General features: G+C 64.5%; 20 protein-coding genes and 3 tRNA genes. 20 read left to right on the top strand and 3 right to left on the bottom strand.

Going from position 1 to position 26,349, the window contains the following annotated elements:
* The first annotated feature begins 56 nt into the window (after positions 1-56).
* From KDG50_16080 to KDG50_16070, 3 genes are all read left to right on the top strand, one after another.
* Positions 57-767, top strand: a complete 711-nt coding sequence (locus KDG50_16080) for a methyltransferase domain-containing protein (protein MCB1866934.1) — start codon at positions 57-59, stop codon at positions 765-767.
* Between the two features lie 101 nt (positions 768-868).
* Positions 869-1,753 (top strand): TauD/TfdA family dioxygenase, encoded by an 885-nt coding sequence (locus KDG50_16075; protein ID MCB1866933.1) that lies wholly within the window; start codon positions 869-871, stop codon positions 1,751-1,753.
* Positions 1,754-1,979: 226 nt separating this feature from the next.
* On the top strand, positions 1,980-2,672 hold the full coding sequence (locus KDG50_16070) for a hypothetical protein (protein MCB1866932.1): 693 nt from the start codon (positions 1,980-1,982) through the stop codon (positions 2,670-2,672).
* 100 nt (positions 2,673-2,772) lie between these two features.
* Here KDG50_16070 and KDG50_16065 read toward each other — a convergent pair.
* Both KDG50_16065 and KDG50_16060 read right to left on the bottom strand, forming a co-directional pair.
* Positions 2,773-2,848, bottom strand: a tRNA-Asn gene (locus KDG50_16065).
* A 115-nt stretch (positions 2,849-2,963) separates the two neighbouring features.
* Positions 2,964-5,498: a hypothetical protein gene (locus tag KDG50_16060; protein MCB1866931.1), complete on the bottom strand. Its 2,535-nt coding sequence runs from the start codon at positions 5,496-5,498 to the stop codon at positions 2,964-2,966.
* Between the two features lie 249 nt (positions 5,499-5,747).
* On the opposite strand from KDG50_16060, the gene KDG50_16055 reads away from it, so the two are divergent.
* The 11 genes from KDG50_16055 (at position 5,748) to KDG50_16005 (ending at position 15,084) form a co-directional block, all read left to right on the top strand.
* Positions 5,748-5,824, top strand: a tRNA-Val gene (locus KDG50_16055).
* 303 nt (positions 5,825-6,127) lie between these two features.
* A complete protein-coding gene (gene thrS / locus KDG50_16050; protein MCB1866930.1) occupies positions 6,128-8,050 on the top strand; it encodes a threonine--tRNA ligase in 1,923 nt (640 codons plus the stop codon).
* 90 nt (positions 8,051-8,140) lie between these two features.
* Entirely contained in the window at positions 8,141-8,665 is a 525-nt protein-coding gene (gene infC, locus KDG50_16045) for a translation initiation factor IF-3 (GenBank protein MCB1866929.1), read from the top strand.
* Positions 8,666-8,698: 33 nt separating this feature from the next.
* Complete coding sequence (rpmI, locus tag KDG50_16040; protein ID MCB1866928.1) at positions 8,699-8,896, top strand: 50S ribosomal protein L35; 198 nt, start codon at positions 8,699-8,701, stop codon at positions 8,894-8,896.
* 18 nt (positions 8,897-8,914) lie between these two features.
* The gene (rplT, locus tag KDG50_16035) at positions 8,915-9,280 is read left to right on the top strand and encodes a 50S ribosomal protein L20 (GenBank protein MCB1866927.1); all 366 of its coding nucleotides are present in this window, start codon (positions 8,915-8,917) and stop codon (positions 9,278-9,280) included.
* A gap of 118 nt (positions 9,281-9,398) precedes the next feature.
* Positions 9,399-10,415, top strand: a complete 1,017-nt coding sequence (pheS, locus tag KDG50_16030; protein ID MCB1866926.1) for a phenylalanine--tRNA ligase subunit alpha — start codon at positions 9,399-9,401, stop codon at positions 10,413-10,415.
* A gap of 12 nt (positions 10,416-10,427) precedes the next feature.
* Positions 10,428-12,806, top strand: coding sequence for a phenylalanine--tRNA ligase subunit beta (gene pheT, locus KDG50_16025; protein MCB1866925.1), 2,379 nt, complete (start codon positions 10,428-10,430; stop codon positions 12,804-12,806).
* A complete protein-coding gene (gene ihfA, locus KDG50_16020) occupies positions 12,806-13,111 on the top strand; it encodes an integration host factor subunit alpha (GenBank protein ID MCB1866924.1) in 306 nt (101 codons plus the stop codon). The genes pheT and ihfA overlap by 1 nt, the downstream gene beginning before the upstream one ends.
* Complete coding sequence (locus KDG50_16015) at positions 13,089-13,445, top strand: MerR family transcriptional regulator (GenBank protein MCB1866923.1); 357 nt, start codon at positions 13,089-13,091, stop codon at positions 13,443-13,445. The genes ihfA and KDG50_16015 overlap by 23 nt, the downstream gene beginning before the upstream one ends.
* 83 nt (positions 13,446-13,528) lie before the next feature.
* Positions 13,529-13,605: transfer RNA gene (locus tag KDG50_16010), tRNA-Pro, on the top strand.
* 24 nt (positions 13,606-13,629) lie between these two features.
* Entirely contained in the window at positions 13,630-15,084 is a 1,455-nt protein-coding gene (locus KDG50_16005) for an FAD-binding oxidoreductase (GenBank protein MCB1866922.1), read from the top strand.
* Here the strand turns inward: KDG50_16005 and KDG50_16000 are convergent.
* Positions 15,078-16,022: an MBL fold metallo-hydrolase gene (locus KDG50_16000; GenBank protein ID MCB1866921.1), complete on the bottom strand. Its 945-nt coding sequence runs from the start codon at positions 16,020-16,022 to the stop codon at positions 15,078-15,080. The genes KDG50_16005 and KDG50_16000 overlap by 7 nt on opposite strands.
* 154 nt (positions 16,023-16,176) lie before the next feature.
* On the opposite strand from KDG50_16000, the gene KDG50_15995 reads away from it, so the two are divergent.
* The 6 genes from KDG50_15995 (at position 16,177) to KDG50_15970 (ending at position 26,255) form a co-directional block, all read left to right on the top strand.
* Positions 16,177-16,851, top strand: coding sequence for an IPTL-CTERM sorting domain-containing protein (locus tag KDG50_15995; protein ID MCB1866920.1), 675 nt, complete (start codon positions 16,177-16,179; stop codon positions 16,849-16,851).
* Between the two features lie 228 nt (positions 16,852-17,079).
* Positions 17,080-17,748: a hypothetical protein gene (locus KDG50_15990; protein ID MCB1866919.1), complete on the top strand. Its 669-nt coding sequence runs from the start codon at positions 17,080-17,082 to the stop codon at positions 17,746-17,748.
* Between the two features lie 155 nt (positions 17,749-17,903).
* The gene (locus KDG50_15985) at positions 17,904-18,920 is read left to right on the top strand and encodes a hypothetical protein (protein ID MCB1866918.1); all 1,017 of its coding nucleotides are present in this window, start codon (positions 17,904-17,906) and stop codon (positions 18,918-18,920) included.
* A 12-nt stretch (positions 18,921-18,932) separates the two neighbouring features.
* On the top strand, positions 18,933-19,922 hold the full coding sequence (locus KDG50_15980; protein ID MCB1866917.1) for a hypothetical protein: 990 nt from the start codon (positions 18,933-18,935) through the stop codon (positions 19,920-19,922).
* 279 nt (positions 19,923-20,201) lie between these two features.
* On the top strand, positions 20,202-24,059 hold the full coding sequence (locus tag KDG50_15975; GenBank protein ID MCB1866916.1) for a DUF3683 domain-containing protein: 3,858 nt from the start codon (positions 20,202-20,204) through the stop codon (positions 24,057-24,059).
* Positions 24,060-24,338: 279 nt separating this feature from the next.
* Positions 24,339-26,255 (top strand): hypothetical protein, encoded by a 1,917-nt coding sequence (locus tag KDG50_15970; protein MCB1866915.1) that lies wholly within the window; start codon positions 24,339-24,341, stop codon positions 26,253-26,255.
* The last annotated feature ends 94 nt before the right edge of the window (positions 26,256-26,349 follow it).

Here is a 26,349-nt window from a genome sequence, read left to right as displayed (position 1 = left end):
GATTGACTCTGCCCTGGTTTCAGACAAGTTCGTAAAAGTCGACTGGACATATCCGAATGGCTGAGGCTGGCGACGGCATTGAGGTGTTTCCCGGAGGATGGAGCTTTTCCGAGGATGTGGCCGAACGGTTCGACGACCACGTCGCTCGCTCCATCCCCCTGTATGAGCAGGGTCACGAGCTCATTGCGCGCATCTCGGACTATTTCCTGCCCACCGGATCGCTGTGCTACGAGCTGGGATGCTCGACCGGTCGACTGCTGGAGCGTCTCGGACGACGGCATGTATCGCGTGAGGTACGTTTCGTCGGCGTGGACAACCAGGCTGGCATGGTGGTGCGTGCTCGTAGCCGTTGCCAGAGTCTGGCTTCGGTCAAGGTCTTGCGAGGAGATTTGCGGGACCTGCAATTTGACACGAGTTCGCTCGTGATCAGTTACTACACTTGTCAGTTCGTTGACCCGGAACACAGGCTTTCCCTGTTTCAAAGCATCGCTCGCGCCTTGAGCAAGGGTGGGGCTTTCGTATTGTTTGAGAAGGTCCTCGCGCCCAGTGCGCGAGCCCAGGATGTGCTGAGCGGCGTCTATACGACATTCAAGCGCGAGCAGGGATACAGCGCGGACGAGATCATCGCCAAGGCCGAAAGCCTGCGCGGGGTGCTGCGTCCGCTGAGCATCGCCGAGAACCATCGGCTGTTGCGGCGGGCCGGTTTCCAGGAAATCGCGCCGATTTTCGGCTACGCCTGCTTCGCCGGGTTTTTGGCCATCCGCTAAGTCACAGGATTGGGTGCATGTTGGCGCTTTCGCACGACGTGGAAATTGCAGCACGGCACGCGGGACCGGGCATCCCCCAGAGTCGCGTGGAAAATCAGTCCATGGTTCTGGCGCCGGTTGCCGCTTCGTTCGGGCGAGAGGTGCAGGGCGTGGATCTCGCGCGAGCGGTTCCGCGCGGCATAAGGGCAAGACTTTCTCTAGCAGTTGCCGAGCACCAGGTGCTGGTCTTTCGCAACCAGACGCTGGACGCACGGCGCGCGCGAGAGATTGCCAGTTGGTTCGGCTCCGTTCGTGACGTACCCGGTACGCGATTCGATCGCCAGCCCGTCCGTGGCGTACGCACCATCAGCAACATTGATGTGAGTGGGCGCGTGCGGGCGACGCACCCCGACCCGTTCAGCCGAATCTGGCACGCGGACGGCGCCTGGATGAATCCACCCGCGCGCGCATCCGCCTTGTATGCGCAGCAGGTGCCGAGTTCAGGAGGCGAAACCGTATTCGCGGATATGTATGCCGCGACGGAAGCCCTGCATGACGACCGACGTGCCTCGATCCAACGTCTGCGGGTGATCCACCACGTCGACCTCGCGCGTGTGTTTCGTTTCGGGCGATCCGTCGTTGTTCCGAGCGGATTGCCCCTGGCCGTCAGGCTAAGACGCTGGCGGCGTTTTCTTCGAGCGATGCTGCCCGGTGGCGCCAGCGTGCACCCTGTGGTTCGCGTTTGTGCCGACACCGGGCGTGCAGCGGTCGTGCTCGGGGCCGACGCATGGCGCGTGCTTGGGATGTCCCGTCGTCGCGGCATGCTATTCGTGGAGCAACTGACCAGTGAACTGGTCGGCCTAGCGCCGCTCTACACGCATCGCTGGGGGTCGGGCGATCTCGTCATTTGGGATAATCGCAGCACGCTGCATCGTGTGCTCGATTACAACCCGCTCGACCGGCGCGTGATGTTGCATCTGGTCATGCTCGAGCCCTCGCACGCCTGAGTCACCGCAACCGCTCTGGATGGCGGCCTCCGTCCTGACAGACCCCGCGGGGTGTAATCGACCGCAGACGTGCTCACGCCAACTGGGGTATTTGCAGCACGCTCGCAGCGAACGTCCGAAACTCGGGGCTGGATTCCGGGACAAATCAATCTATGCTTTGCTTGCATCGGCGCCAGCGATTCGCGGGCGTCCCCCCGCAGCAAGTTCACACCAGTCAGGAGTCCACATGAACAAGTCCTTGCAAGCGTTAAGTCTGGCCGCCGCAGGAATATCGTCGCTGGCGGGTTGCATGACGGCCGGGTCGCCGCCGTCGACCGGGCCGATGTCGTTTTTCGTGACCAGTGCCGGACCCGGCAACGGTGGGGATCTGGGTGGTCTGGAGGGCGCCGATCGCCATTGTCAGTCGCTCGCGACGGCAGCCGGTGCCGCAGGGCGCACGTGGCGGGCCTATCTGAGTACGCAGGGTTCCAAGGGTCTGAACGACCCGAACGTGGTGCATGCCCGCGATCGAATCGGCGCCGGTCCGTGGTACAACGCCAAGGGCGTGCTGATCGCCCGCGACGTTGCTGATCTGCACTCGGCAAGCGCGAATCTGACCAAGGAAACCGCTCTCGACGAGACCGGCAAAGTCGTCAACGGGCGCAGCGAAAAGCCGAATCGCCACGACATCCTGACCGGTTCGCGACCCGACGGCACGGCGTTTGCCGGATCGCCGCCGTTCAGCGACATGACCTGCGGAAACTGGACGAAGGGTAGCGCCGATGGCGCCGCCATGGTGGGGCATCACGACCGGGTCGGACCGATCGACCACCCTTGGGCGATGTCGTGGAACTCCGCACATCACTCGCGCGGATGCTCCCAGGAGGCGCTGCGCAGCTCGGGCGGTGACGGCCTGTTCTACTGCTTCGCGGCGAAATAGTGGGGCGTTCCGTCGGCGCGAAAACGCGTGGCGCACGTGGCACAGGGACGTGCCGTTGCTCTGGCAGGCCGGAATGGCTTGATCAGAGATGCGTTGAGATTGGCTCCCCGGGACGGGCTCGAACCGCCGACCTAGTGATTAACAGTCACCCGCTCTACCGACTGAGCTACCGGGGAACAGCGAACGCGGCATCTTAGCGGCCGGCCCCGGCTTGGTCAACGCACGCAGCTGCCCGCGGATCGGCTGCGGCGCGCCGGGGCGCGGTTTCGGTGGGGCGTCGCTTCCTGCGTATCAGGTCCGGGTTTGACGGGTCCGACGGACGCCAATCAGCAGTGCGAGACCTGCGAGCAGACCGAGTGCGAGCGGCGCCAGGGCCGGCACCGGCCGCGGCTCGACGGGCGGCAGATCTTCACTGACGATGATCATGGACACGGCCGGGTTCGTCACGAACTGGCCGGCACCCACCAGCGACGCGGTCACGACCACCGTTTCATCGGGTTCGACCAACGGGTCGTCAATGGCCTGGATCGTGAAAGTCGCCATTTCAAGCGCACCCGGTGGCGCGCTGAATGTCAGCGGCGCGATCTGCCCGGGTGGCGAGACTCCAAGGCTGTTCTGATTGCTCATCGCATAATCAAAGCCCAGCGGTGTGGCGGTACCCAGCGCTGAAAATGCGATCTCGACCCCAGCGGCCGTTGCATTCGCGCTGTTGTCCACGACGACGGTGACGGTCGCGACCGTGCCGAGGGCTTCGAATAGCGTGGATTGGTCGACCGAGATGCTCACGCTGGCAATGCCGGAGCCGGCTTCATACGCGCCGATGTCGCAGTTCGCCACGCGCGCGGCACCGCGCTGGTCCTGTGCCGGACACGCGCCGCTGCCGTTATTGACGGCGACACTCCCTGCCTGCAGGGCGCGGGTTTGCGTATAACCGCCGTTGTTCGCCAGCGCGTTCAGCAGCGGGTCCACGCTGTCGCCGACACCGCCGCCGGTGTCCGCAAATCCGCAGGTCGCATCCGAGGAGATGTTGTTGCCGCCGTCGGTCACGCCGAAAAGCATCGCATCCAGACAGTTGCGGCTGCTGTTATAGGCGACGATGGAATCCTGAACGGTTACCGCGGCAATGGCGGCCAGGCTGTGTATGCCGTCGCCGCCGGCCGCGGAGTTCGCCGTGTTGTTCGCAATCGTTGAACTCGCAATCGTAGCCGTCAGCGCGCTGCCGTTGATGTAAACGCCGCCGCCATCCTGGGTTGCGGAATTGCCGCTCACCGTCGTGTTGCTCATCTGCAGAATCGCGCCCGTCACAGTGAACGAACGCAGATGAATGCCGCCGCCGCCACCCACGCCGACATTGGTCGCGCGATTGTTCGAAAACGTGCTGCCAGTGATCGACACGTCGACGACCTCGGCGAACAGTCCGCCGCCTTCGTCGGCCTCGTTGTCGTCGAATGTGCTGTCGCTGATCGTGAGGAAATTCTTTGACGCGCCTGGATTCTCGGTGAAATACAGTCCGCCGCCGCTCTGTGAACCAAAGTTGCCGCTGACCGTGCTGCTGGAAATCATCACGGTCTGGTTTTGCAATGAAGCGACGAAGATGCCGCCACCGTCGGCACCGTTGTTTTCTGTGATGCGGCTGTTGGTCACCGACAGGTTGCCAAGGCTGAAGATGCCGCCGCCGTCATTCGTTGCGGTATTCATGGAGATGATGGAGTCGAAAACATTGGCAATTCCGGTTTGTCCGCCATTTCGTCCGTTCGAAACACCCGCGCCGCGGGTTGCATTGTTGCCCGTAATGCTGCTCGAAAACAGATTCACCGTCGCGCCACTGCCGTGATTGAGGATCGCGCCGCCATCGGTTGCCATGTTGCCTGTGAACGAGCTGTCTACGATGAACGCGTCCGACGCGTTGAAGTTGTTGATTGCGCCGCCGTTGGCCGCGCTGTTTCCCGTGAACATGCCATTGACGACCACGAGTTGGGAGTTCGAACCTGCATTGTCGATGGCGCCACCGCCGTTAAAGGAATTCAGAGCGGTGGTAACGGTGTTCGTCATGAACGTGCTTGCGGAAACGGTAAACGCCCCACCAACGCCGTTGTAGATGGCCCCGCCGCTGACGATGGCGGTATTGCCCGTGAAAGTGCTTTCCGAGATCGTCGCTGTCGTGCCGTTCGCGCCGATCGCGCCGCCGTACTCGGCCTGATTGCCGGTGAACGTACTGCCCGTGACCGTGAGCGGGCTGAAGTTCGTCATGATTGCGCCACCGAACGGGAAGTCCGTCCCGACGGTTTCGACCGCCTGGTTGTCGTCGAACACGGTGTTGATCGCGATGACTTCTCCGCGGCTGACCACTGCCCCGCCGCATCCAGTGAACACGGTGAAACTGCAGGTGCCCGCGGCGCGGCCATGGCGAAATGCGATGTCCCGCAATGTGAGCTTCCCGGCCGCCTGGACCACCAAGAAGCGGAAATTCGGACCGCCGCTGCGGCTGAGTTCGCCGCCACGAAGGGTGATCTCGGACGTGATCTCGGGAAGTCCGGAACTGCCGGTGTCGAAAAAGACCGGGTCAGTGGGCGGAAACAGCGTCGAGCCATCCAGGTTGACGATCCCTGGCAGGAAGAGGGTGTCGGGTCCGCTGCCTGCCGGGCAGTCCGTGTGGACCTGCGCATCGGCATTCGCGTTGTCGATCGCCTCGACCAGCGAACACAGGCCGTTGGCGACTGCGTAGGGGTTGAGCGTTTCGAGGACGAAATCGACCGCGCTGGCCGTCGGAAGCTGTGCTGCGAACGCCATTGCGATGGCGATGGCGCTTGTTTTGCGGAAACCCATGGTTTTATGCCCCGATGGTGGAATTGCCATCTGGCGCCACCTGATGCGGACATGATCCGATTCCCAGGCCCGGATCTGTCATGCCGCCTGACTTGATGCGACCCGCCTGGAATACGGGTCACCGGACGCCCCTGAGCCGGGAAATTACCCCGCAGGGGCGTGGTTTTCAAGGACCGGAGCTGGGCAGGCCTGCGCAGCCGTGTAGCTTGCGTGAATCTCCGCTCGCCGGTATCTTAGCCGGCTTCCCGCAGGCGCGTAGCTCAGTTGGTTAGAGCACCACCTTGACATGGTGGGGGTCGTTGGTTCGAGTCCAATCGCGCCTACCAATTTTTTTCGCGGGCGCGAGTGGACGAGAGCCACCGGTTCGACAAAATCGCCGGGAGCGATTTTGAACGTGCGAAGCACGGCCCGAAGGGCGCAGGGCAGGGACAGCCCGGAGTAATCCAATCGCGCCTACCAAATTTTTTGCGGGCGCGAGTGGACGAGAACCACCGGTTCGACAAAATCGCCGTGAGCGTTCTTGAACGCACGTAGGGTGCGCACCGCGCACCGTTCCGCTGAACTGGCAATCCGCGTCCGTTACTGCAAGTGGCCTGTTGTGGGGGCCACCACTGAAGAGGTTCCCGATCATGCCCGTCATTACCCTTCCCGACGGTTCCCAGCGCTCGTTCGACTTGCCCGTGAGCGTGGCCGAGGTCGCGGCATCGATCGGCCCGGGCCTTGCCCGTGCCGCCTGGGCCGGCCGGGTGGACGGCCGCCTGGTCGATACAAGCCACCGGATTGACTCCGATGCGAGCCTAGCGATCGTCACCGCCCGTGACGAGGACGCCCTGGAACTCCTGCGTCACGACGCCGCGCATGTGATGGCGCAGGCCGTACAGGAGCTGTATCCGGGCACCCAGGTCACGATCGGTCCCGCGATCGAGGACGGGTTCTACTACGACTTCGCCCGCGACGAGAGTTTCACGCCCGAAGACCTCGATCGCATCGAGCAACGCATGGGCGAGATCGTCGACCGGGATCTGCCGATTCAGCGCGAGGTCTGGGACCGCGCCGAGGCCATGCGCGTGTTCGGCGGGATCGGCGAGGACTACAAGGTCGAGATCATCGACGAGATCATCCCGGAGGGCGAGGAGGTCTCGGTCTACCGGCAGGGCGAATGGTTCGACGTCTGCCGCGGGCCGCATCTGCCGTCCACGGGCAAGCTGCCCAAGGCGTTCAAGCTCATGAAGGTCGCCGGCGCGTACTGGCGCGGGGATTCACGCAATCCCATGCTCCAGCGCATCTACGGCACGGCCTGGCGCGACAAAAAGGAGCTCGCCGCGCATCTGCACAAGCTTGAAGAGGCCGAAAAGCGCGATCACCGCAAGCTCGGTCGCCGGCTGGACCTCTTCCACATGCAGGAAGAGGCGCCGGGCATGGTGTTCTGGCATGACCACGGCTGGCGAATCTACCTCCTGATCCAGGACTACATTCGCGACCGGCTGCGCGAGGCGGGCTATCTCGAAGTCCACACGCCGCAGGTCATCGACCGCTCGCTCTGGGAGCGTTCGGGCCACTGGGACAAGTTCCAGGAAATGATGTTCACCACGGCATCGGAAAACCGCGACTACGCGATCAAGCCGATGAACTGCCCGGCGCACATCCAGATCTTCAACCACGGCCTGCGCTCCTACCGCGACCTGCCGCTGCGGCTCGCGGAGTTCGGTTCCTGCCACCGTAACGAGCCGTCCGGCACCCTGCACGGTCTGATGCGGGTGCGAAATTTCGTGCAGGACGACGCCCACATCTTCTGCACCGAGGCCCAGATCGGCCCGGAAGTCTCCGCCTTCATGGATCTGTTGTACTCGGTCTACCGGGATTTCGGCTTCGAGGAGGTGCTGGTCAAGCTCTCCACGCGGCCGGCGCAGCGGGTGGGCGCGGACGAACTCTGGGACAAGGCCGAGGCGGCGCTCGAACAGTGCCTGAACGACAAGCGCCTAGCATTCGACCTGCAGCCGGGCGAAGGCGCGTTCTACGGGCCGAAGATCGAGTTCTCGCTGAAGGACTCGATCGGCCGGGTCTGGCAGCTCGGCACGATCCAGCTCGACTTCTCCATGCCCGGCCGGCTGGGGGCCGAGTACGTCGCCGAAGACAACACCCGGCAGGTGCCGGTGATGCTGCACCGGGCGATCCTCGGCTCGCTGGAACGGTTCATCGGCATCCTCGTCGAGCACCATGCCGGCGCGTTCCCGCCGTGGCTGGCGCCGGTGCAGGCGGTGGTCGCCTCGATCACCGACCGGCAGGCCGATTACGCCGAAATGGTCGCCAAACGCTTGTCTGAACGGGGTTTCCGGGTCGAGTCCGACTTGAGAAACGAGAAGATCGGCTTTAAAATCCGCGCCCACGCCATGGCCCGCGTCCCCTATCAGCTCATTGTCGGGGAGCGCGAGCAGAGCGAAGGCAGTGTTGCAGTACGCACCCGCGCCGGCGAGGATCTGGGTTCAATGCCCCTGGAGGCCTTTGCCGAACGGCTCGGCGCAGAAGTCGCCGGACGCAGCGCCCAGACCTGAGCACAGCCCCGTGGAGAGCCTGTCGTGCCGCGGCCGTGAAGGCCAGAGCGCGCGGGCTTTCTCGTTGTTTTTTGTCAGGAGATTGCGGATATCACGCAGAACAAAGAGACGCGGCTGAACGACGAGATCGACGCACCCGAGGTGCGCCTGATCGGAGCCGACGGAAGTCAGGTCGGAGTCGTTTCGATCGCAGAGGCCCTGCGCGTTGCCGAAGTGGCGGAACTCGACCTGGTCGAGATCGTGCCGACCGCGGAACCGCCGGTTTGCCGGGTCATGGACTTCGGCAAACACCAGTTCGACGAGAGCAAGAAGCGTCAGGCCCAGCGCCGTCGTCAGAAACAGATTCAGGTCAAGGAGGTCAAATTTCGCCCAGGCACGGACGAGGGCGACTACCAGATCAAGCTGCGCAATCTGCGCCGCTTCCTGGAGGCCGGGGATCGGGCCAAGATCACGGTCCGCTTTCGCGGCCGTGAAATGATGCACAAGGATCTGGGCATGAAGCAGATCGAGCGGGTCGAACACGACCTCGAGGATCTTGCAACGGTCGAGCAGCATGCGCGGCTCGAAGGCAGACAATTAGTCATGTTGCTGGCGCCCAAACGCGGCAAGAAATAGCCGGGCCAGAGACAGATACAGGAAGAAACGAAGATGCCAAAACTAAAGACCAATCGCGGGGCCGCCAAGCGCTTTCAGCGCAACGGTGCGGGCCGCTTCAAACGCGCTCAGTCGCATCGTCGACACATCCTTACGAAGAAGGACACCAAGCGCAAACGCCAACTGCGTTCGCCCTCACTGGTGAATCCATCGGATCATGAGCTGATCAAGCGCATGATGCCGTACGCCTGATCGCAGAGGAACGTCGTCATGTCACGAGTGAAGAAAGGCGTGACCGCGCATGCGCGGCACAAGAAGGTTCTCAAGCAGGCCCGCGGCTACTACGGTGCACGCAGCCGCTCATTCCGGATTGCGAAGCAGTCGGTCATCAAGGCCGGCCAGTACGCCTATCGCGACCGTCGCCAGCGCAAGCGCCAGTTCCGTGCGCTGTGGATCGTGCGCATCAACGCGGCGGCACGCGAGAACGGCCTGTCGTACAGTCGTCTGATGGACGGACTCAACAAGGCCGCGATCGAAATCGACCGCAAGGTGCTGGCCGATCTGGCCGTGTTCGACAAGGCTGGCTTCGCGCAGCTTGCCGAGCAGGCCAAGGCGAGCCTCGCGGCCGCAGCCTGACTCAGCGCGCCGGCGCCGTTCGCGGCGCCGGCGCGTTATAGCGCTGGCCAGCCTCCGCACGTCGGGCCGATAGGCCCGCCGCTGGCCGGATGTTTTTCTCCATCACCCGCGCGCCGCATTGGAATCGCTTGAAACGCTGACCGCCGAGGCCGAAGAAGCCATCGCCGCGGCCGCCGATCTGGCGGCGCTCGATGCCGTTCGCGTCGCGTATCTGGGCAAGAGTGGCGGTCTGACCGCGTTGCTCAAGTCGCTCGGCAGGCTTCCGCCCGAGGAGCGCCCGACCGCGGGCAGCGCGATCAACGCCGCCAAGCAGCGCGTCCAGGCAGCGTTGGACGCCCGACGCGACACGCTCGAAGGCGCGGCGATCAACGCACAGCTTGCCGCCGAATCGATCGATGTCACGCTGCCCGGGCGCGGCATGGACACCGGCGGATTGCATCCGGTCACGCGCACGCTCGAGCGCATCGAACTGCTGTTCCGGCAGATGGGGTTCGAGGTCGCCGAAGGCCCGGAGATCGAGGACGACCGGCACAACTTCGGCGCGCTGAACATCCCCGAGCATCACCCGGCGCGGGCGATGCACGACACCTTTTACGTCGATCAGCACACGCTGCTGCGCACGCATACCTCGCCGGTGCAGGTGCGCGTCATGGAATCGCGCAAGCCGCCGCTGAAGGTCATCGCCCCGGGTCGGGTGTACCGCTGCGATTCCGACGTGACGCACACGCCGATGTTCCATCAGCTCGAGGGCTTTCTTGTCGACGAGTCCGTGAGCATGGCGGACCTCAAGGGCGTTTTGCTGACCTTCCTGCGCGCGTTCTACGAGAAGGACCTATCGCTGCGGTTCCGGCCGTCTTTCTTTCCGTTCACCGAACCATCGGCGGAGGTCGACATGCAGTGCGTGCATTGCGACGGTGACGGGTGCCGGGTGTGCAAGCAGACCGGCTGGCTGGAGATCGGCGGCTGCGGCATGATCCATCCGAACGTCTTCAAGGCGGTCGGCATCGACCCGGAACGCTACACGGGTTACGCCTTCGGCATGGGCATCGAGCGCATGGCGATGCTCCGCTATGGAGTCGATGACCTGCGGCTGTTCTTCGAAAACGATCTGCGTTTTCTCGCGCAGTTCCGCTAGGCGTCCACCCGCATGCGTTTTTCGGAAACCTGGCTGCGTGAATGGGTCGATCCGCCGATCGACACCGAGGCACTGTGCGCTCGTCTGTCCATGGCCGGGCTCGAGGTCGATGCCGTGGATCCGGTCGCAGCGCCGTTCAGTGGCATCGTGGCCGGTCACATCCGGTCCATAGGTCCGCATCCGCAGGCGGATCGGCTGCGCATCTGCCAGATCGACGTGGGCGAGGCCGAGCCACTTGCCATCGTGACCAACGCGACGAACGTCGTCGAGGGCATGTGCGTTCCGGTCGCGCGGGTCGATGCGGTGCTGGCGGATGGCACGCGGATCAAACTCGCGAAACTGCGCGGCGTGGATTCCCCGGGCATGTTGTGCTCGGGTGTCGAGCTGGGAATTGCCGAGGAGTCCGCGGGCATCCTCGCGCTGCCCGCAAACATTGCACCCGGCACCGATGTTCGATCCGCGCTGGGGCTCGACGACCACTCGATCGAACTGGACCTGACGCCCAACCGCGCGGACTGCCTGGGCGTTGCCGGCATCGCGCGCGAGATCGGCGCGCTGACGGAATCACCGGTTCGTGAGGCTGCCGTGGCGGCGGTCGACGAAACGATTGCCGATCGTTTCGATGTCCGGGTCGACGCGAAGGCCGCCTGCCCGCGTTACCTGGGGCGGGTCGTGCGCGGGATCGATCCGCGCGCGCCGACGCCGCTGTGGATCACGGAGCGCCTGCGCCGCAGCGGACTGCGTTCGCTGGGCGCTGCGGTCGACGTCACGAACTATGTGTTGCTCGAACTCGGCCAGCCGATGCACGCGTTCGACCTCGGCAAGCTCGCCGGCGGCGTCGTCGTGCGGGCGGCGGGAGAGGGCGAGGCGCTGGAGTTGCTCAACGGCCAGTCGGTGAATCTGCGCCGCGGAACGCTGGTGATCGCCGATCACGCCCGGCCGCTCGCGTTGGCCGGTGTCATGGGCGGCGCCGGGTCGGCCGTCACGGATGCGACGACGGATGTCTTCCTGGAGTGTGCGTTTTTTGCACCCGAACACATCTCTGGTGTCGCACGCAGCTACGGGCTCGCGACGGACTCCTCGCACCGCTTCGAGCGTGGCGTGGATCCGGCGCTGCAACTGCGCGCGATGCAGCGTGCCACCGAACTGCTGACCACCATCGCCGGCGGTCGGGTGGGACCCATCGTGGAGGTTTCCTCGGCGGAGGCTGCCACACACGGCACCCCGATCGCGTTGCGCGCCGAGCGCATCGGCCGACTGCTCGGGATCGAGATTCCGGCGGACGCCGTGGTCGGCATCCTCGGGCGTCTGGGCATGCAGGTCGCAACCACAGCGACCGGCTGGAACGTGCGCGCGCCCTCATGGCGGTTCGACATCGCGATCGAGGCCGATCTGATCGAGGAGCTCGCCCGCGTGTACGGCTATGACCGGATACCCGCGGCGGAACGCACCACATTCAATGCCGCGGCCACGGCCGACGAAACCCGCCTTGACCTCGTTCGTGTCCGTCAGCGACTGATCGCGCGCGGTTGGCAGGAGGTTGTGACCTACAGCTTCGTCGCGCCGAAACTGCTCGCGCGTCTCGCGCCGGCGCTCGAGGCGGTGGAACTGGCCAACCCGCTGTCGGCGGAGATGTCGGTCATGCGCACCAGCCTGTTGCCGGGTCTGGTGTCGACTGCACAGTACAACCGCAACCGCCAGCAGGAACGCCTGCGCATCTTCGAAAGCGGGCTGTGCTTCCGGCGCGAAGCCGGGGCCATCGTGCAGTCGCCCATGCTGGGTGGGCTGCTGGCCGGCGCGGCCCTACCCGAGCAGTGGGCCGCAGCCGATACCGGCGCCGACGTCTTTGATCTCAAAGCCGAGGTCGAGGCCATTCTGGCATTTGCCGGCGGCGCTGCCGCCTACCGTTTCGAGCCGTGGACCGGACATGCCGCCCTGCACCCGGGGCGCACGGCGCGGATTCTGCGCGCGGCGGAACCGATTGGCTGGATCGGCACGCTGCACCCGGCGCTGGCCGGCGAACTCGATCTGCCGGGCGCCTGCGTCTTCGAATTCGAACTCGACCGACTCGCGCCGGGCCGCCGGCCTTCCTATGCGAGCCTGTCGAAATTTCCGGCCATCCGGCTGGATCTGGCCATGATCGTGCCGCGTGGCACGGCCTGGGAAGCACTGGCCGCAACGGTTCGCGCGACCGCGGGCAGCCGCCTGCAGGCGCTGAATCTGTTCGACGTCTATGCCGGGGACAAGATAGAAGTTGACAAAAAAAGTCTGGCTTTCAGCTTGATTTTACAGGATTTTTCGCGCACTCTTACCGATGACGACGTTGCCGCTGTCCGGGCTTCCGTGGTGGGGCGTTGTCGCGAAGAACACGGGGCGGAGTTGAGGGGGTAATCGTGGCGCTGACCAAGGCTAAGATGGCCGAACGGCTGTTCGACGAGCTTGGGCTGAACAAGCGCGAGGCCAAAGACATGGTCGAGGGTTTCTTCGAGGCCCTGCGCGGTGCGCTGGAAAGCGGCGACCAGATCAAGCTTTCAGGCTTCGGCAACTTCGAACTGCGTGACAAGAATCAGCGGCCCGGGCGCAATCCGAAGACAGGTGAAGAGATTCCGATCACGGCGCGGCGCGTCGTGACCTTCCGACCGGGGCAGAAACTCAAGGCGCGGTGCGAGGCATATGCTGGATCCGGGTCACGATAAAGACCTGCCGCCGATTCCCGGCAAGCGCTACTTCACCATCGGTGAAGTGAGCGAGCTGTGTCTGGTCAAGCCGCATGTGCTGCGTTACTGGGAACAGGAGTTTCCGCAGTTGCAGCCGGTCAAGCGGCGCGGCAACCGGCGCTATTACCAGCGCCATGACGTGCTGGTCATCCGCCAGATTCGCAGCCTGCTCTATGACCAGGGTTTCACGATCGGGGGCGCGCGTCAGCAACTCTCCGGTGACCGGGCCAAGACCGACCAGAACCGCAGCCAGCAGATCGTCCGCCAGCTCATTTCCGAGCTCGAAGACGTGCTGGAAATCCTCAAGCGCTAGAACGCCCTCTTGCGGTTACGCGCCGCATGCCATCACTGCCGCATTGCGGTACGATACGCGGCTCGTTCGATCGGGCGATCTTTCGGAGCGTAGCGCAGCCTGGTAGCGCACCACAATGGGGTTGTGGGGGTCGAGAGTTCGAATCTCTCCGCTCCGACCATTCGCCGCTTACGATCGTCCCGCTGTGATCGACTACTCCCGCGATCGTTCGCATTTCCGTGTTGAACCCGTTGAAATCGCAGCGCCTGCAAGCGTGGATGAATGTCGCGCGCTGGTTGCACGCGCACGTGAATCGGGTCTCGGCGTAACCGCACGCGGTGGCGGCACCGGGCTGGCCGGGCAGGCACTTGGCGACGGCCTTATCGTCGATCTCTCCCGACACTTCACCGGCATATCCGCCTACGACGCCGAAACCGGCCTGATTCGCGCCGAGTCCGGTGTTACGCCGGCTGCGCTGGCCCGCGCACTCGAACCCTGCGCACGCGCGTTTGCGCCCTATCCATCAACGGGTGCGGTCTGCACGCTCGGCGGCATGTTCGCGAACAATGCCTGGGGCGTGAACGCACCGTGTTTCGGGGCCACGGTGGACCACGTCGAATCGGTGGAGGTTGTACTCGCGGACGGCACGGCTCGCGAGTTCGGCCCGGTGGATCCTTGCTCCGCGAAAGCATCTTCGCTGGAGCGGACGGTCTTTGAACGGATCGACGCCCAGCGGGCGTTGATCCTTGCGGCGTATCCGCCTCCAGCCATTCCGAACAACGCCGGCTACGCGCTCGATCGCATCGCGCGCGGGCGGCCGTGGGTCGCCGATGCCGCCCCGTTCAATCTGGCGCGGCTTCTGGCCGGTTCCGAGGGCACGCTGGCGCTCGTGACCGCACTGACGCTACGCACCGTCCCGGCCGCGAAACAGCGATTTGCACGTGTGCTGCGTTTTGACTCGGCAAGCGACGCGGTCGCTGCCGTACCCGGACTGCTCACTGCGGCAACGATCGCGCTGGAAATGCTGGATGCCTCAGTGCTCGCTGCGTGGGCACAAACCAACGCCGGGACCACGCCGCCATGGGCCGAACATGCCGGTGGTGCGCTGCTGATTCAGGAACTGGACCCGGATGCGACGGAGAGTCTCCCGCCGCCCGTTCGCGAGTCAATCACGTTGCGGGATGCCGAGGTCGAAGCGGCCTGGACCCTGCGCCGCACGGCGCTTGAAAGTGTCTCCGCCATCGCCCGGTCCGATGGCCGAAAACCCGTTTCGGGGTTTGAAGATACGGCCGTGCCCATCGCGCGACTGCCGGAATACACGCGGGCGTTTCTCGACCTGCTGGCAGCCGAAGGGCTCGACTGCGTCGTCTACGGCTCGGCCGGGATGGGTGTGCTGTATTTTCGGCCGTTCCTGAATCTCGACGATCGAAGTGACCGCCAGCGGTTTGATCGTCTGCAACGCGCGCAGGCTGAACTCGTGTGGTCGTTTGGCGGAACCGTCACCGCCAAGCACGGCGACGGTCGCCTGCGTTCACATCTGCTGCGTGACCAGTATCCGGCGGATGTGATTTCGATCTGGCGGGACATCAAGCGGCTGTTTGATCCGCACGGCGTCTTTACTGCGGGCTTTCTCGCCGGTTGTGATCCGGAAAATCATTGATGTGCCAGCCAGAAGTCCAGACCCTGTGCGTTCAGGCCGGCATCCATCGCCAGCACCTGTTTGATCTGCGCGGCGTCCAGCGTGCAGCCGATGTCGCGCAGCTGCGCGGTCCAGGTTTCCAGCAAGGCATCGCGGATGCGCTCCATGCGTGGAACCGCATCCACGAGTTTTCGTGCGATCTCCGCATGTTCGCGAACGCTGGCGCGCAGCTGGTTCGCTGCGGCCGGTATATCGTCGACCGCGCCGAAATGCGTCAGCAACATGCGTGAAGGCGAAAGCGCCAGCATGTGGTCGATCGTTCGCTCCCATGCGTCCGGATCAAACTGCACCGGGGTGGTGGTCGCCAACAGCACGCGTCCACGCGGGCCGGCGAGTTCGTCGTAGTGCAGGCCGAAGGTATCGCCGGTGAACAGCGAGCGACTGGCGGCGTCCCAGACGCAGTAGTGATGCCGCGCGTGGCCCGGTGTGTCCATGCACATCAGTGTGCGGCCGGCGAGATCGACTGTGAATCCATCCGGTGCCTCGACGACCCGTTCGGCCGGCACCGGCGGCAGTTCGCCAAAGCGGGCCTCGAATCCGTCGGCGCCGTACACGGCCTTCACGCCGTCGATCAGCTTCGTCGGGTCGACCAGGTGTCGCGCACCGCGCGGATGCACTACGAGCTCGGCGTTCGGGCACTCGCGCATCAGCACGCCCGCGCCGCCGGCGTGATCCAGATGCACATGGGTCGGCATCACGTAGCGAACATCGCCCGCACCGAGACCGGCGGCTTCCAGTGCGACGAGAATTCGCGGCAGGCTCAGCGCCGTGCCGGTGTCGACGAGGGCGCCGACTCCTTCATGCGCGATGAGGTAGCAGGCCGTGCTGCCGGGCCGTTCGTAGCCGGTGTCGATGCGTGTGATGCCGTCACCGAGCGATTCGAGAAAGTCCCCTGTCATGCGCGGAGTGTACGACGGTCGTCGACCGTGGGCACGGCCAGTCCGCCGCGGTGACCGGTGGGTGGTCGGCGCCAGACCGGCGAGGCGGTTGCCGGATATTGGTTCACGGGCTACGATCCCTCGATCGGTCGTACATTGCGGACAGGAGAACAGGATGAAACGGTTCATTTTCGCTTTTTTGCTTGCCGTGCTCGCGCCCGGGGTCTGGGCTGCGGCGACCTATACCTACACCGGCCCGACCTACGCCAGCGCCGCCATCATCAACTACACACCGGCCTGCGGCGGGGGCGATTGCCAGAACTACCTCACGACCATGCGGATCGCCGGAAGCTTCACGACGGCGGTGCCGCTGGCGCCGAATCTGGCGGCCGCCGATATCCGCGCACAGCTGACAAGCTGGTCGTTTTCCGACGGACTCAAGACCATAGCCAGCACGGACCCGAATGCGCGACTTTTCCAGTTCCAGGTCCACACGGACCCGGGCGGGAACATCACAGGCTCGACGATCTCCTTACAACTGTGGCAAACCGGGAGTGCCCCGCATGCCGTGAACGACCGCTACGGCGATATCGCGGTTCTAACAGGGTCGGGCGTCGCCAATCACAACGCAACCTGCCTCGGCGTCGGCGTTCCACCGGCCGGCGACGCTGACAGCTGTACGATGGGAACCGGGTTCCCCGCTGAAACGAGTTCGGCGTATCTGAGTGTCCCGGGCACTTGGGCATTTATGCTCGAACCCAATCACGTGCCGACGCTCTCTGCCTGGGGCGTGGTGGCGCTCGGCGCACTGTTGGGCCTCGCAGGTTTCTCGACACGTCGTCGCGGTTAATTCGCAAGGGGCGCTGGCACGGCCCACCACGATCAATCGTGTTGGCTCGCGCAACCGGCCCGGTTGTGGCGAGAGCGAGAATTCAGTAGGGTCCGGGGCGAAGATAGCCTGAACGGCGCGCGCGGGGCCGGGGTCGGTGCGCTTTGGTGTGTCGGGTCCGGCTCTGGCACGGCGCCTTGCGACAGGTAATCGTTGCCGCGCATGTACCGACACACGGGAGACTGCCCCATGAAACGCATCCTCGCACTGGCCGTATTGAGCCTTGCCTTCTTCGCACCCGGGGCATGGGCCGTGACGACCTACACGTACGTCAGCCCAAGCTATGACACCATCACGAACTACACGCCTGCCTGTGGTGGTGGCGACTGTCAGAACTACCTGCCGGGCATGAACCTCTCGGGCAGCGTGAAAATGACAGCACCACCGGCGCCGAATCTGGTCGGCGCCGACATTACACCGCAGGTCGTCTCGTGGTCATTCAGCGATGGTCTGAAGACCATCCGCAGTTCGGATGCCAGTGCACGGCTCGAGAGCCCGTTCATCGTCTGGACGGACGCCGAAGGGAATATTCTAGCGATGGATTTTCAGGTACAGGCCTGGCAGACCGGGGCAGGTCCGCACATGGCCGGTGACCGGTACGGGATCATCAGTTCGTTCTTTATTTCCACGTTCGTTCTCCACAATGGAACGTGCTCCACGGTTGGAGTCTCCGGCGCCGGAGATGCCGATTCCTGTATTGGCGATACGTTCCTCCCCGACGAACGCAGCGAGGCGACATCCGAACTGGGCGTCTGGACAGCGTTTCCGCACCAAGTTCCCGCGCTTGCTGCCTGGGGTGTGCTTGCACTTGGGGCGCTGCTGGGCATCGTCGGATTTTCCGCGCGCCGCCGCAGCTGAATTCTCAACTCGTGTGACGGAGGCGCGGCCGGAACGGGCCGCGCCCGCATGGCTGTGTTCCAGGACGTGAACGGCATGGTACGGCCGTAACGACCCGTCTCAGGTCCGCGTGACATAATCTTAAGATTGCCGCCACGCCCGCCAAACCTGTGCTGTTGGATTTCGAACAAACGCCGGCCGCCGCGCGTGTGTTGGACCAGATCGGCCGGACCGAAGACCTGGCCCTCTCACCTGACAACCGGCGGCTCGCGGTGGCGGGTTTCGCGCGCAATCGCATCGTGGTGTTCGATATCGAGTTTGAAATCAACGCCGCGGCGCCGCGGATTCGACTCGGGCGGCCGCTCTGCTTTCGCGACCCATGCCTGCGCCACCCGCACGGAATCGCCTGGCTCGGTGACGATGCCCTGATCGTCGCCAACCGGCGCGGCGAAGCGCCGGTGTTCCGCCTGCCGCGGCACCGCCCGGCCGTCGACGAGATCCCGCTTGCACCGGCGCGGCTGCTGCGTGGCAGCTGGTGGCGCACGCTGCGCGCCCCGGGTTCGGTCTGTGTCGGCCGTTCCGCCGACGGGCAGGTCGAGGCGCTGTTCTGCGAGAACTACGAACACAAGGTCGTGCGCTTCGTCGTGGATGTGAATGCGGATTTCCGGTTCAGAAGCAGCGCCGTGTTGCTGGAAGAGGGTCTGGATATTCCGGATGGTATTGCACTCGACCCTTCGAATCGCTGGATCGCCGTGAGCAACCATGCTCGGCACAGCGTTGCGATCTTCGACCGCAACGGACGGCTGCGCCGTCACTCAGCGGCCTGTGGAGTGTTGAGCGGCATGTGCTATCCGCACGGACTGCGTTTCTCCCCGGACGGAAAGATGCTGCTGGTTGCGGATGCCGGCGCGCCGTTCGTGCGCGTGTTTCAGGCGGTCGACGACAACTGGTGTGGTGCGCACGAACCATTGGCCTCCATCCGTGTCATGGACGACGAGACCTTCGCAAGGGGTCATTACAACCCGCAGGAGGGTGGGCCGAAGGGGATCACGCTCGATCGCACCGGGCGTGTGTGTGGGGTCACTTCCACCTTTCAGCCGCTGGCGTTTTTTGATCTCCCCGCAGCACTGTCGTCCTCTGTTTCGTCCTCAGCTGGCAAAGCACATATGGACGTGTGCGCGATGGCGAACTGAACGACTCATCCCATGCAATCGCTTGCTGAACCGATCGTTGTTGAAAAATCTGAGCTGGTCGCGCGCGTCCTTGACGAGGTGGGACGCACCGAGGACCTTGACTTTTCGCCCGACAATCGCCGTGTAGCGATCGTGGGATACATGACCAACACGATCGCCTTGGTCGATCTCGATATCCGTTTCACGACGGAAGGTGCGCGCATCGTTGCCCGCGATGCGTTCAGGTTTCGATCCGGCACCATCAGGCACCCGCATGGGGTGGCGTTCATCGACGATGATCATCTGATTGTCGCGAACCGGCGTGGCGAAGCGCCGGTGTTTCGTCTGCCGCCGAGCGGTTCGGTTGCCGGCGAGATCGCGCTTGAGCCCGTGCGTCTGCTGCGGGGCAACTGGTGGCGAACCCTGCGCAAGCCGGGCTCGGTGTGTGTCAACCGACTCGATGATTGCCTTGTCGAGGCGCTGATCTGCGAGGCCTGGGAACATACGGTCTCGCGTTTTGTGATCGACACGCGTGCGAATTTCGCTTTGCGCAAGAGTTCGGTGTTGCTCGAACGCGATCTTGATTTGCCCGATGGTGTTGCGACGGATGCCGGCAACCGCTGGATTGCTGTCACCAATCATCTCGAAAACCGTACGGTCATCTTCCGGCGAGATGGGCGGCTCACGCGGCGCACGCCACCTTGTGGATCGCTGCGCGGCGGAGCCTATCCGCACGGCGTGCGCTTTACGCCGGATGGGCGCATCGTGCTCGTTAGCTCGGCGGGCGCGCCGCGCGTGGACGTGTTTCGCTCGGACGACGGCGACTGGTGCGGGGCGCGTGAACCGGTGGCCTCGATCCGCGTCATGGACGAGCGAACCTTCGAACGAGGTCAGATCAACCCTCAGGAGGGCGGGCCAAAGGGGCTTGCCATCGACCGAACCGGTCGCCTGTTTGCGGTCACCTCGGACCGCCAGCGGCTGGCCTTTTTCGACCTTCAGGCTGCGGTGAGCGGTGCCGCCTAGGCGGTTGAGTCGGCGTGGGCTGCCGGTCTCGAGGTTTGAACCGGTTTGGCTCTGGCGATCCGGGAGCACGTTTTCCGCGGTACAGGGAGGGGCCGCCACGTTCGCCGGCCGCAGGCCGAAGAAAATGGGAGAAAAGAAAAAACCGCGTTTTTTTGTTTTCGTGGCCCTGGCAATCCAGGACGGATGGATCAGGGCTTCCAATAATTTGTGCGGTGCATTAACGGCGGCGTCGCTTTGCGCTAGCATGGCGGCCCCGTCGCCCGGCGCGCCCCGACCCCCATGACCCAAGCCGACGCGCGCCTGCGCGAGATTCCCTACAACTACACCTCGTTCACGGATCGAGAGATCGTCATCCGCTATCTCGGCGAGCCGATGTGGGGCCTGCTTGGCGAACTGCGCGGGCAGCGCCGCACCGGGCGCTCGGCGCGCATGCTGTTCGAGGTGCTCGGCGACATGTGGGTCATCGCCCGCAATCCGTACCTGCAGGACGACCTGCAGGAAGACCCGAAACGCCGCGACCTGCTGGTCGGCGCGCTGCATCACCGGCTGGACCAGTTCGAGGCCCGCGCGAACGACAATCCGAAGGCGTTTGAGCTGCTGGCCGCGGCGCGCACGGCCGTGGCCGGGTTCGCGGCCTGCTTCGACGCCAATCGCGCGCGGCGCGAGCAGATCCGTCGTGCACTGAAGGGCGTGACGCGTCCGGACAACATCGACTTCAGCGGGCTGGCCCGCGTCTCGCATTCCACCGACGCGACGGACTGGCGCGTCGAGATGCCGTTTGTGGTGCTGCATCCGGACAGCGAAGACGAGGTCGCGCCGGTCGTGCGCGCCTGCATCGCCTGCGGTCTCACGATCATCCCGCGCGGCGGCGGCACGGGTTACACCGGCAGCGCCGTGCCGCTCGAACCGTTCACGGCTGTAATCAACACCGAGAAGCTGGATCGCCTCGGTGTGGTCGAGCATGTGAAGCTTGCCGGCCGCGACGGCCTTGCGGTTCCGACCGTCGCGTGTGGCGCCGGCGTGGTCACGCGGCGCGTCAGCGAACTCGCGCACGGGGCCGGGCTGGTGTTTGCGGTGGACCCGACCTCGCAGGATGCCTCGACCATCGGCGGCAACATCGCGATGAACGCCGGTGGAAAAAAGGCCGTGCTGTGGGGCACGGCGCTGGACAATCTGGTGTCCTGGCGCATGGTCATGCCGGACGGCAACTGGCTCGAGGTCGAACGCCTGAACCACAACGTCGGCAAGATTCACGATCAGCCAACGGTGCAGTTCCGTGTGCGTCATCTGGACGCGGAATGCAAGGCGGAAACACGCGCCGCTGAAGTGCTCGAGATGCCCGGATCGGCGTTTCGCCAGGTCGGGCTCGGCAAGGACGTCACGGACAAGTTCCTGAGCGGCCTGCCCGGCGTGCAGAAGGAAGGCTGTGACGGGCTGATCACCTCGGCGCGTTTTGTGCTGCATCGCATGCCGCCGCATGTGCGCACGGTGTGTCTGGAGTTCTTCGGCAACGATGTCGGTCGCGCGGTGCCCGCGATAGTCGAGATCAAGGACCATCTCGAATCGCTCGACGGCGTGTTGCTGTCGGGGCTGGAACATCTCGACGAACGTTATCTAAAGGCCGTGCGCTATTCGACGAAGGCCCCGCGCGGGGAACGGCCGAAGATGGTCCTGCTCGCCGACATCGCGGGTGAACACGACGACGCAGTGGCCGCGGCGGCCTCCGCCGTCGTGCGCATCGCGAACGCACGCGACGCCGAGGGTTTCATCGCCGTCAGCGCCGAGGCGCGGCGCCAGTTCTGGCTCGATCGCGCGCGGACCGCGGCGATCTCCGCGCATACCAACGCCTTCAAGATCAACGAAGACGTCGTGATCCCGCTGCCGAGGCTCGCCGAATACAGTCGCGGCATCGAACGCATCAACATCGAGCAGTCGCTCGACAACAAGCTCGAGATTGCTGATGCCGCACTTGCATACCTCACGGGCGATCTGCCGGAGCTTCGCGCGCGCGATGGCTTTGCCGAAAGCGCGGAAAACACCGAGATCCTGAATGCGAAGCGCGCCAGCGCCGAGTCTGCCGTGCGTGCCGCGATCAGGCGCTGGCGCGCGATCCGCGATCATCTGGATGCGCCGGCACGCGAGCATGCACAGCTCTGGGGCGAGGCGGAAGCTGCGCGGATGCAGCCGAACGATGCGGTGGTCGATCTGCTGCTGCGCCGCGACGCCGTGGTGTCGTATCGGCGCGAGGTCGCGCAGCCGATTAACGATGCATTCTCCGGGCACAACCTCGCCGCGGTGCGCGAGCGGCTCAAGGCGATTCATGCCACGGGGCGCAACAATCGGCTGTTCGTCGCACTGCACATGCATGCCGGCGACGGCAACGTGCACACGAACATCCCCGTGCATTCGCAGAATTACGGGATGCTGCGGGCGGCTGATCGCATCGTCGATCGCATCATGCTGCTGGCGCGTTCGCTGGGCGGTGTGATCTCGGGCGAACACGGTATCGGCATCACGAAGATCCAGTACCTCGAAGCGGACAAGCTCGAACGCTTCGTCGAGTACAAGAACAAGGTGGACCCGGACGGTCATTTCAACCGCGGCAAGCTGATGCCGGGCTCGGGGCTCCGGGACGCCTATACACCATCGCTGCAACTCGTCGCGCAGGAGGCACTGATCCTCGAAGACAGTGAACTCGGTGCGCTGAACGACGAGGTCAAGCATTGTCTGCGCTGCGGCAAGTGCAAGCCGGTGTGCATGACGCATGTGCCACGCGCGAACCTGCTGTATTCGCCGCGCAACAAGATCCTCGGGCAGGGGCTTCTTACGGAGGCATTTCTGTACGAGGAACAGACGCGGCGCGGTCTGTCGCTGCGGCATTTTGATGAATTCAACGACGTGGCCGATCACTGCACCGTCTGCCACAAGTGCGAGAACCCCTGTCCGGTCAACATCGACTACGGCGCGGTGACCGTGCGCATGCGCAAGATTCTCAGCGACCGCGGTCAGAAGCGCGCGAACCTCGGCAGCGCCGCCGCGCTGGCGTTCCTGAATGCGACGGGGCCGCGGACGATCCGCTGGATGCGCAAGGCGCTGGCCGAGTGGGGCTTCCTGGGTATCAGCCTCGGCCACGCGCTGTTCAAGCGCTTCGGGCTTCTGGGTAAGGCAAACGAACCGCCGGGCGCGACGAACACGGAACTCGGCCTCGGCCGCCAGGTCGTGGAACTCGTGCGTCGTCCGATCCGGGTCGACCTGCCCAAACGGATGTATCGCGACGCCTGGGGCATCACGGATACGCGCTATGTGCCCATCATCCGCAATCCGGAACTCGACGGACGTGAGTCGGATGCGGTGTTCTATTTTCCGGGCTGTGGATCGGAACGGCTGTTCAGCGATGTTGGACTTGCGACCATCGCGATGCTGTATGAAAGCGGAACGGAAACCGTGCTTCCGCCAGGTTATCTGTGCTGCGGTTATCCGCAGTCGGCCGCGGGGCTGCACGACCAGGGCCAGCAGATCAGCACCGAGAACCGCGTGCTGTTCCATCGCGTCGCAAACACGCTGAACTATCTGGACATCCGCACGGTGATCGTCTCCTGCGGCACCTGCATGGATCAGCTGCTCGCCTACGAGTTCGAAAAGATCTTTCCGGGCTGTCGGCTGCTGGACATCCACGAATATCTCAAAGAGAAGGGCATGGGCGTGGCCGCGGACAGCGCCACGCAATACCTCTATCACGATCCCTGTCATTCGCCGATGAAGACCTACCAGCCTTTGCAGGTCGCGAGCGAACTGATGGGCAAGCCGGTGAGGTTGTCCGAACGCTGCTGCGGCGAGGCCGGCACGCTCGGCACCGCGCGGCCTGACATCGCCAATCAGTTGCGATACCGCAAGTCCGAGGAACTGCATGCGGGTATCCGTGCGTTGACCGGCGCGGATCAGGTGAGAAACGGCGCGGTGAAACTGCTGACGGCCTGTCCGGCCTGCCAGCAGGGGCTGGCCAAGTATGCGGATGAGACCGGGCTCGTGACCGATTACATCGTCGTCGAGATCGCCCGGTCGCGGCTCGGCGAGAACTGGCAGAAAGGCTTCGTCGAGCGGGTCAGAAACGGCGGTATCGAGCGCGTTCTCCTGTGACGCCGCTTCCCGCGACCGGAGCCGCGTAGCAGCGGGGCGAATCTGGTCGAATCCTCGCGATCGTCGAGGGCGAAAACGGACGGTCAGATTGTCGGCAGGGGCGATCTGTGGACATCCCTTAGGCGCCGCGCCAGAATGGTGCCGGGACGCGACCTTTCGGGTATCTGACCAGGGCCTGAGCGGTCGTTGTGTCGATGCCGGATGGGGCTTGCAGGCGTCGGGATGCCACGGCATTTGCGGAGCGCGGCGGACGACCGAACAACAAATGAGGTGGACCAGGTGAAACACGCACTGCATCGCGCACTGGGTACCGGGTTCCTGCCAGGGATTTTGCTCGCAGCTTGTTTCGCTCCGGCGGCGGCTTTCGCGGCCACTCCGCTCGCCGAGGTGCGCTACTCGCCGGATGTGACCGTCACCCTGGGCGGCGTCACGCTCGATGACGAGGACGCGGCATCGGACGATCTGGGGGGCACGGTCACGGCACTGGATGTCGGCACCATTCCCGGCGGGGCGGATATCGTCGGCTACCATGCGCTGCCGAACGGCGATCAGCTCCTGGCATTCGATACCACGGTCACGGTCGGATTCGTCACGGCCGAGTCGCGCGATGTGGTGCGTTACGACGGCGTGAATTTCACGATCGATTTCGACGGCAGCAACCTCGGCGTGCCGCCCGGTGCGCAGATCGACGCGATCGCGCTTGGTACCGACGGGGCCCTGCTGCTGTCTTTCGATACCACGGTCATCGTCGGCGCCGTCACGGCGGACGATGCCGATATCGTGCGCTACGACGGCGCGTACAGCCTGTTCTTCGATGCCTCTGCCGCCAGTGTGCCGGACGCGCTGGACCTCGATGGCGCACACGTACTTGCCAACGGCCACCTGCTGGTTTCGTTTGATGCCAGCGAGTCGGTCGGCGGCGTCGCGTTCGACGATGAGGACGTGATCGAGTACGACCCGGCCGGGCCGACCTGGGAAATGGCCTACGACGGTTCGGCGGAACACGCGACCTGGGCGCCCGCTGATCTCGACGCATTGGCTGCGCTCGAAGATCCATCTCTGCTGCCGGGTGTCTTGCAGTTCAGCTCGCCGACCTATGTCGTCAGCGAAGCCGGCGTGTCCGCGCTGATCACCGTTACGCGCACCGGCGGTTCGGCCGGCAGCGTCTCGGTCGGCTACCAGACCGCGGACGGCAGCGCGACGGCCGGTGCGGACTACAGCGGGGTCGCAGGCGTGTTGTTCTGGGGCCCAGGCAATACCGCCTCGAAGACCTTCAACGTGCCAGTCACCAACGACGCCGATGCCGAAGGGGACGAAACGGTCAATCTCGCACTTTCCGCCCCCACGGGTGGCGCGGCGATCGGTCCGAACGGCGCGGCGATCCTGACGATCCAGGACAACGACGTTCCGCCCGGCGGTGCCCTGCAGTTCAGTGCGCCGGTCTACAGCGTGAACGAAGGTGCCGGCATGGCCACCATCACCGTGACCCGCACGGGCGGCAGCAGCGGCATGGTATCGGTCAGTTACGCGACCGCCGACGATGTTGCGCTGGATGGCAGTGATTACACCGCCGTGGCATCTGTGCTGATGTGGGGCGACGGCGACAGCGCGGCCAAGACCTTCGATGTGCCGATCACCGACGATCCGGACATCGAAGGCGACGAGCCGCTGAATCTCAGCCTGAGCGGCCCGACCGGCGGCGCGATCCTGGGCACGCAGTCGACCGCCGTGCTCTCGATCGTCGACAACGACATTCCGCCGGCCGGCGCGTTGCAGTTCAGCTCGCCGACGTACCTGGTCGTCGAAGGTGTCCCATCCGCGCTGATCACGGTCACTCGCACGGGCGGCACCTCGGGTCCGGTCTCGGTCATGTATGCGACCGCCGATGGCACGGCCGTGAATCCCGATGACTATCTGAACTCGTTCGGCGTGTTGAACTGGCCGCATGGTGACGGCTCGAACAAGACCTTCATCGTGCCGATCGTTTCCGACTCCTATAAGGAACTGCCGGAAACCATCAACCTGAGCTTGGGCGGGCCGACCGGCGGGGCCGTGCTGGGCGGTATCCCGACCGCGATCCTGACCATTCAGGATCAACCGTATCCGGTGCCCGTGTTCGCACCATGGACCCTGCTGATGCTTTCGGGTCTGTTGGGACTGTTCGGTTTGCGCCGGACTTGGTCCCGGCGCGCGTGACAATCGGCGCAGCCCCGCTGCGGGGCTGCGGCCAACCCCGGCTGTTGCTTGTCTGCATGTGGGGTCTGCACTGCGCCCACAACTGCTGACCCTG

Source organism: Chromatiales bacterium, assembly GCA_020445605.1.
GTDB lineage: Bacteria > Pseudomonadota > Gammaproteobacteria > JAGRGH01 > JAGRGH01 > JAGRGH01.
The sequence above is the reverse complement of the archived record's forward strand: the minus strand, read 5'-3'. Positions and strand labels throughout refer to the sequence as shown.

Bases quoted from the DNA above. Each gene is read 5' to 3' on its own strand.
- KDG50_16080 (MCB1866934.1), top strand. From the start codon at position 57: ATGGCTGAGGCTGGCGACGGCATTGAGGTGTTTCCCGGAGGATGGAGC.
- KDG50_16075 (MCB1866933.1), top strand. From the start codon at position 869: ATGGTTCTGGCGCCGGTTGCCGCTTCGTTCGGGCGAGAGGTGCAGGGC.
- KDG50_16070 (MCB1866932.1), top strand. From the start codon at position 1,980: ATGAACAAGTCCTTGCAAGCGTTAAGTCTGGCCGCCGCAGGAATATCG.
- KDG50_16060 (MCB1866931.1), bottom strand. From the start codon at position 5,498: ATGGGTTTCCGCAAAACAAGCGCCATCGCCATCGCAATGGCGTTCGCA.
- thrS (MCB1866930.1), top strand. From the start codon at position 6,128: ATGCCCGTCATTACCCTTCCCGACGGTTCCCAGCGCTCGTTCGACTTG.
- rpmI (MCB1866928.1), top strand. From the start codon at position 8,699: ATGCCAAAACTAAAGACCAATCGCGGGGCCGCCAAGCGCTTTCAGCGC.
- rplT (MCB1866927.1), top strand. From the start codon at position 8,915: ATGTCACGAGTGAAGAAAGGCGTGACCGCGCATGCGCGGCACAAGAAG.
- pheT (MCB1866925.1), top strand. From the start codon at position 10,428: ATGCGTTTTTCGGAAACCTGGCTGCGTGAATGGGTCGATCCGCCGATC.
- KDG50_16015 (MCB1866923.1), top strand. From the start codon at position 13,089: ATGCTGGATCCGGGTCACGATAAAGACCTGCCGCCGATTCCCGGCAAG.
- KDG50_16000 (MCB1866921.1), bottom strand. From the start codon at position 16,022: ATGACAGGGGACTTTCTCGAATCGCTCGGTGACGGCATCACACGCATC.
- KDG50_15995 (MCB1866920.1), top strand. From the start codon at position 16,177: ATGAAACGGTTCATTTTCGCTTTTTTGCTTGCCGTGCTCGCGCCCGGG.
- KDG50_15990 (MCB1866919.1), top strand. From the start codon at position 17,080: ATGAAACGCATCCTCGCACTGGCCGTATTGAGCCTTGCCTTCTTCGCA.
- KDG50_15980 (MCB1866917.1), top strand. From the start codon at position 18,933: ATGCAATCGCTTGCTGAACCGATCGTTGTTGAAAAATCTGAGCTGGTC.
- KDG50_15975 (MCB1866916.1), top strand. From the start codon at position 20,202: ATGACCCAAGCCGACGCGCGCCTGCGCGAGATTCCCTACAACTACACC.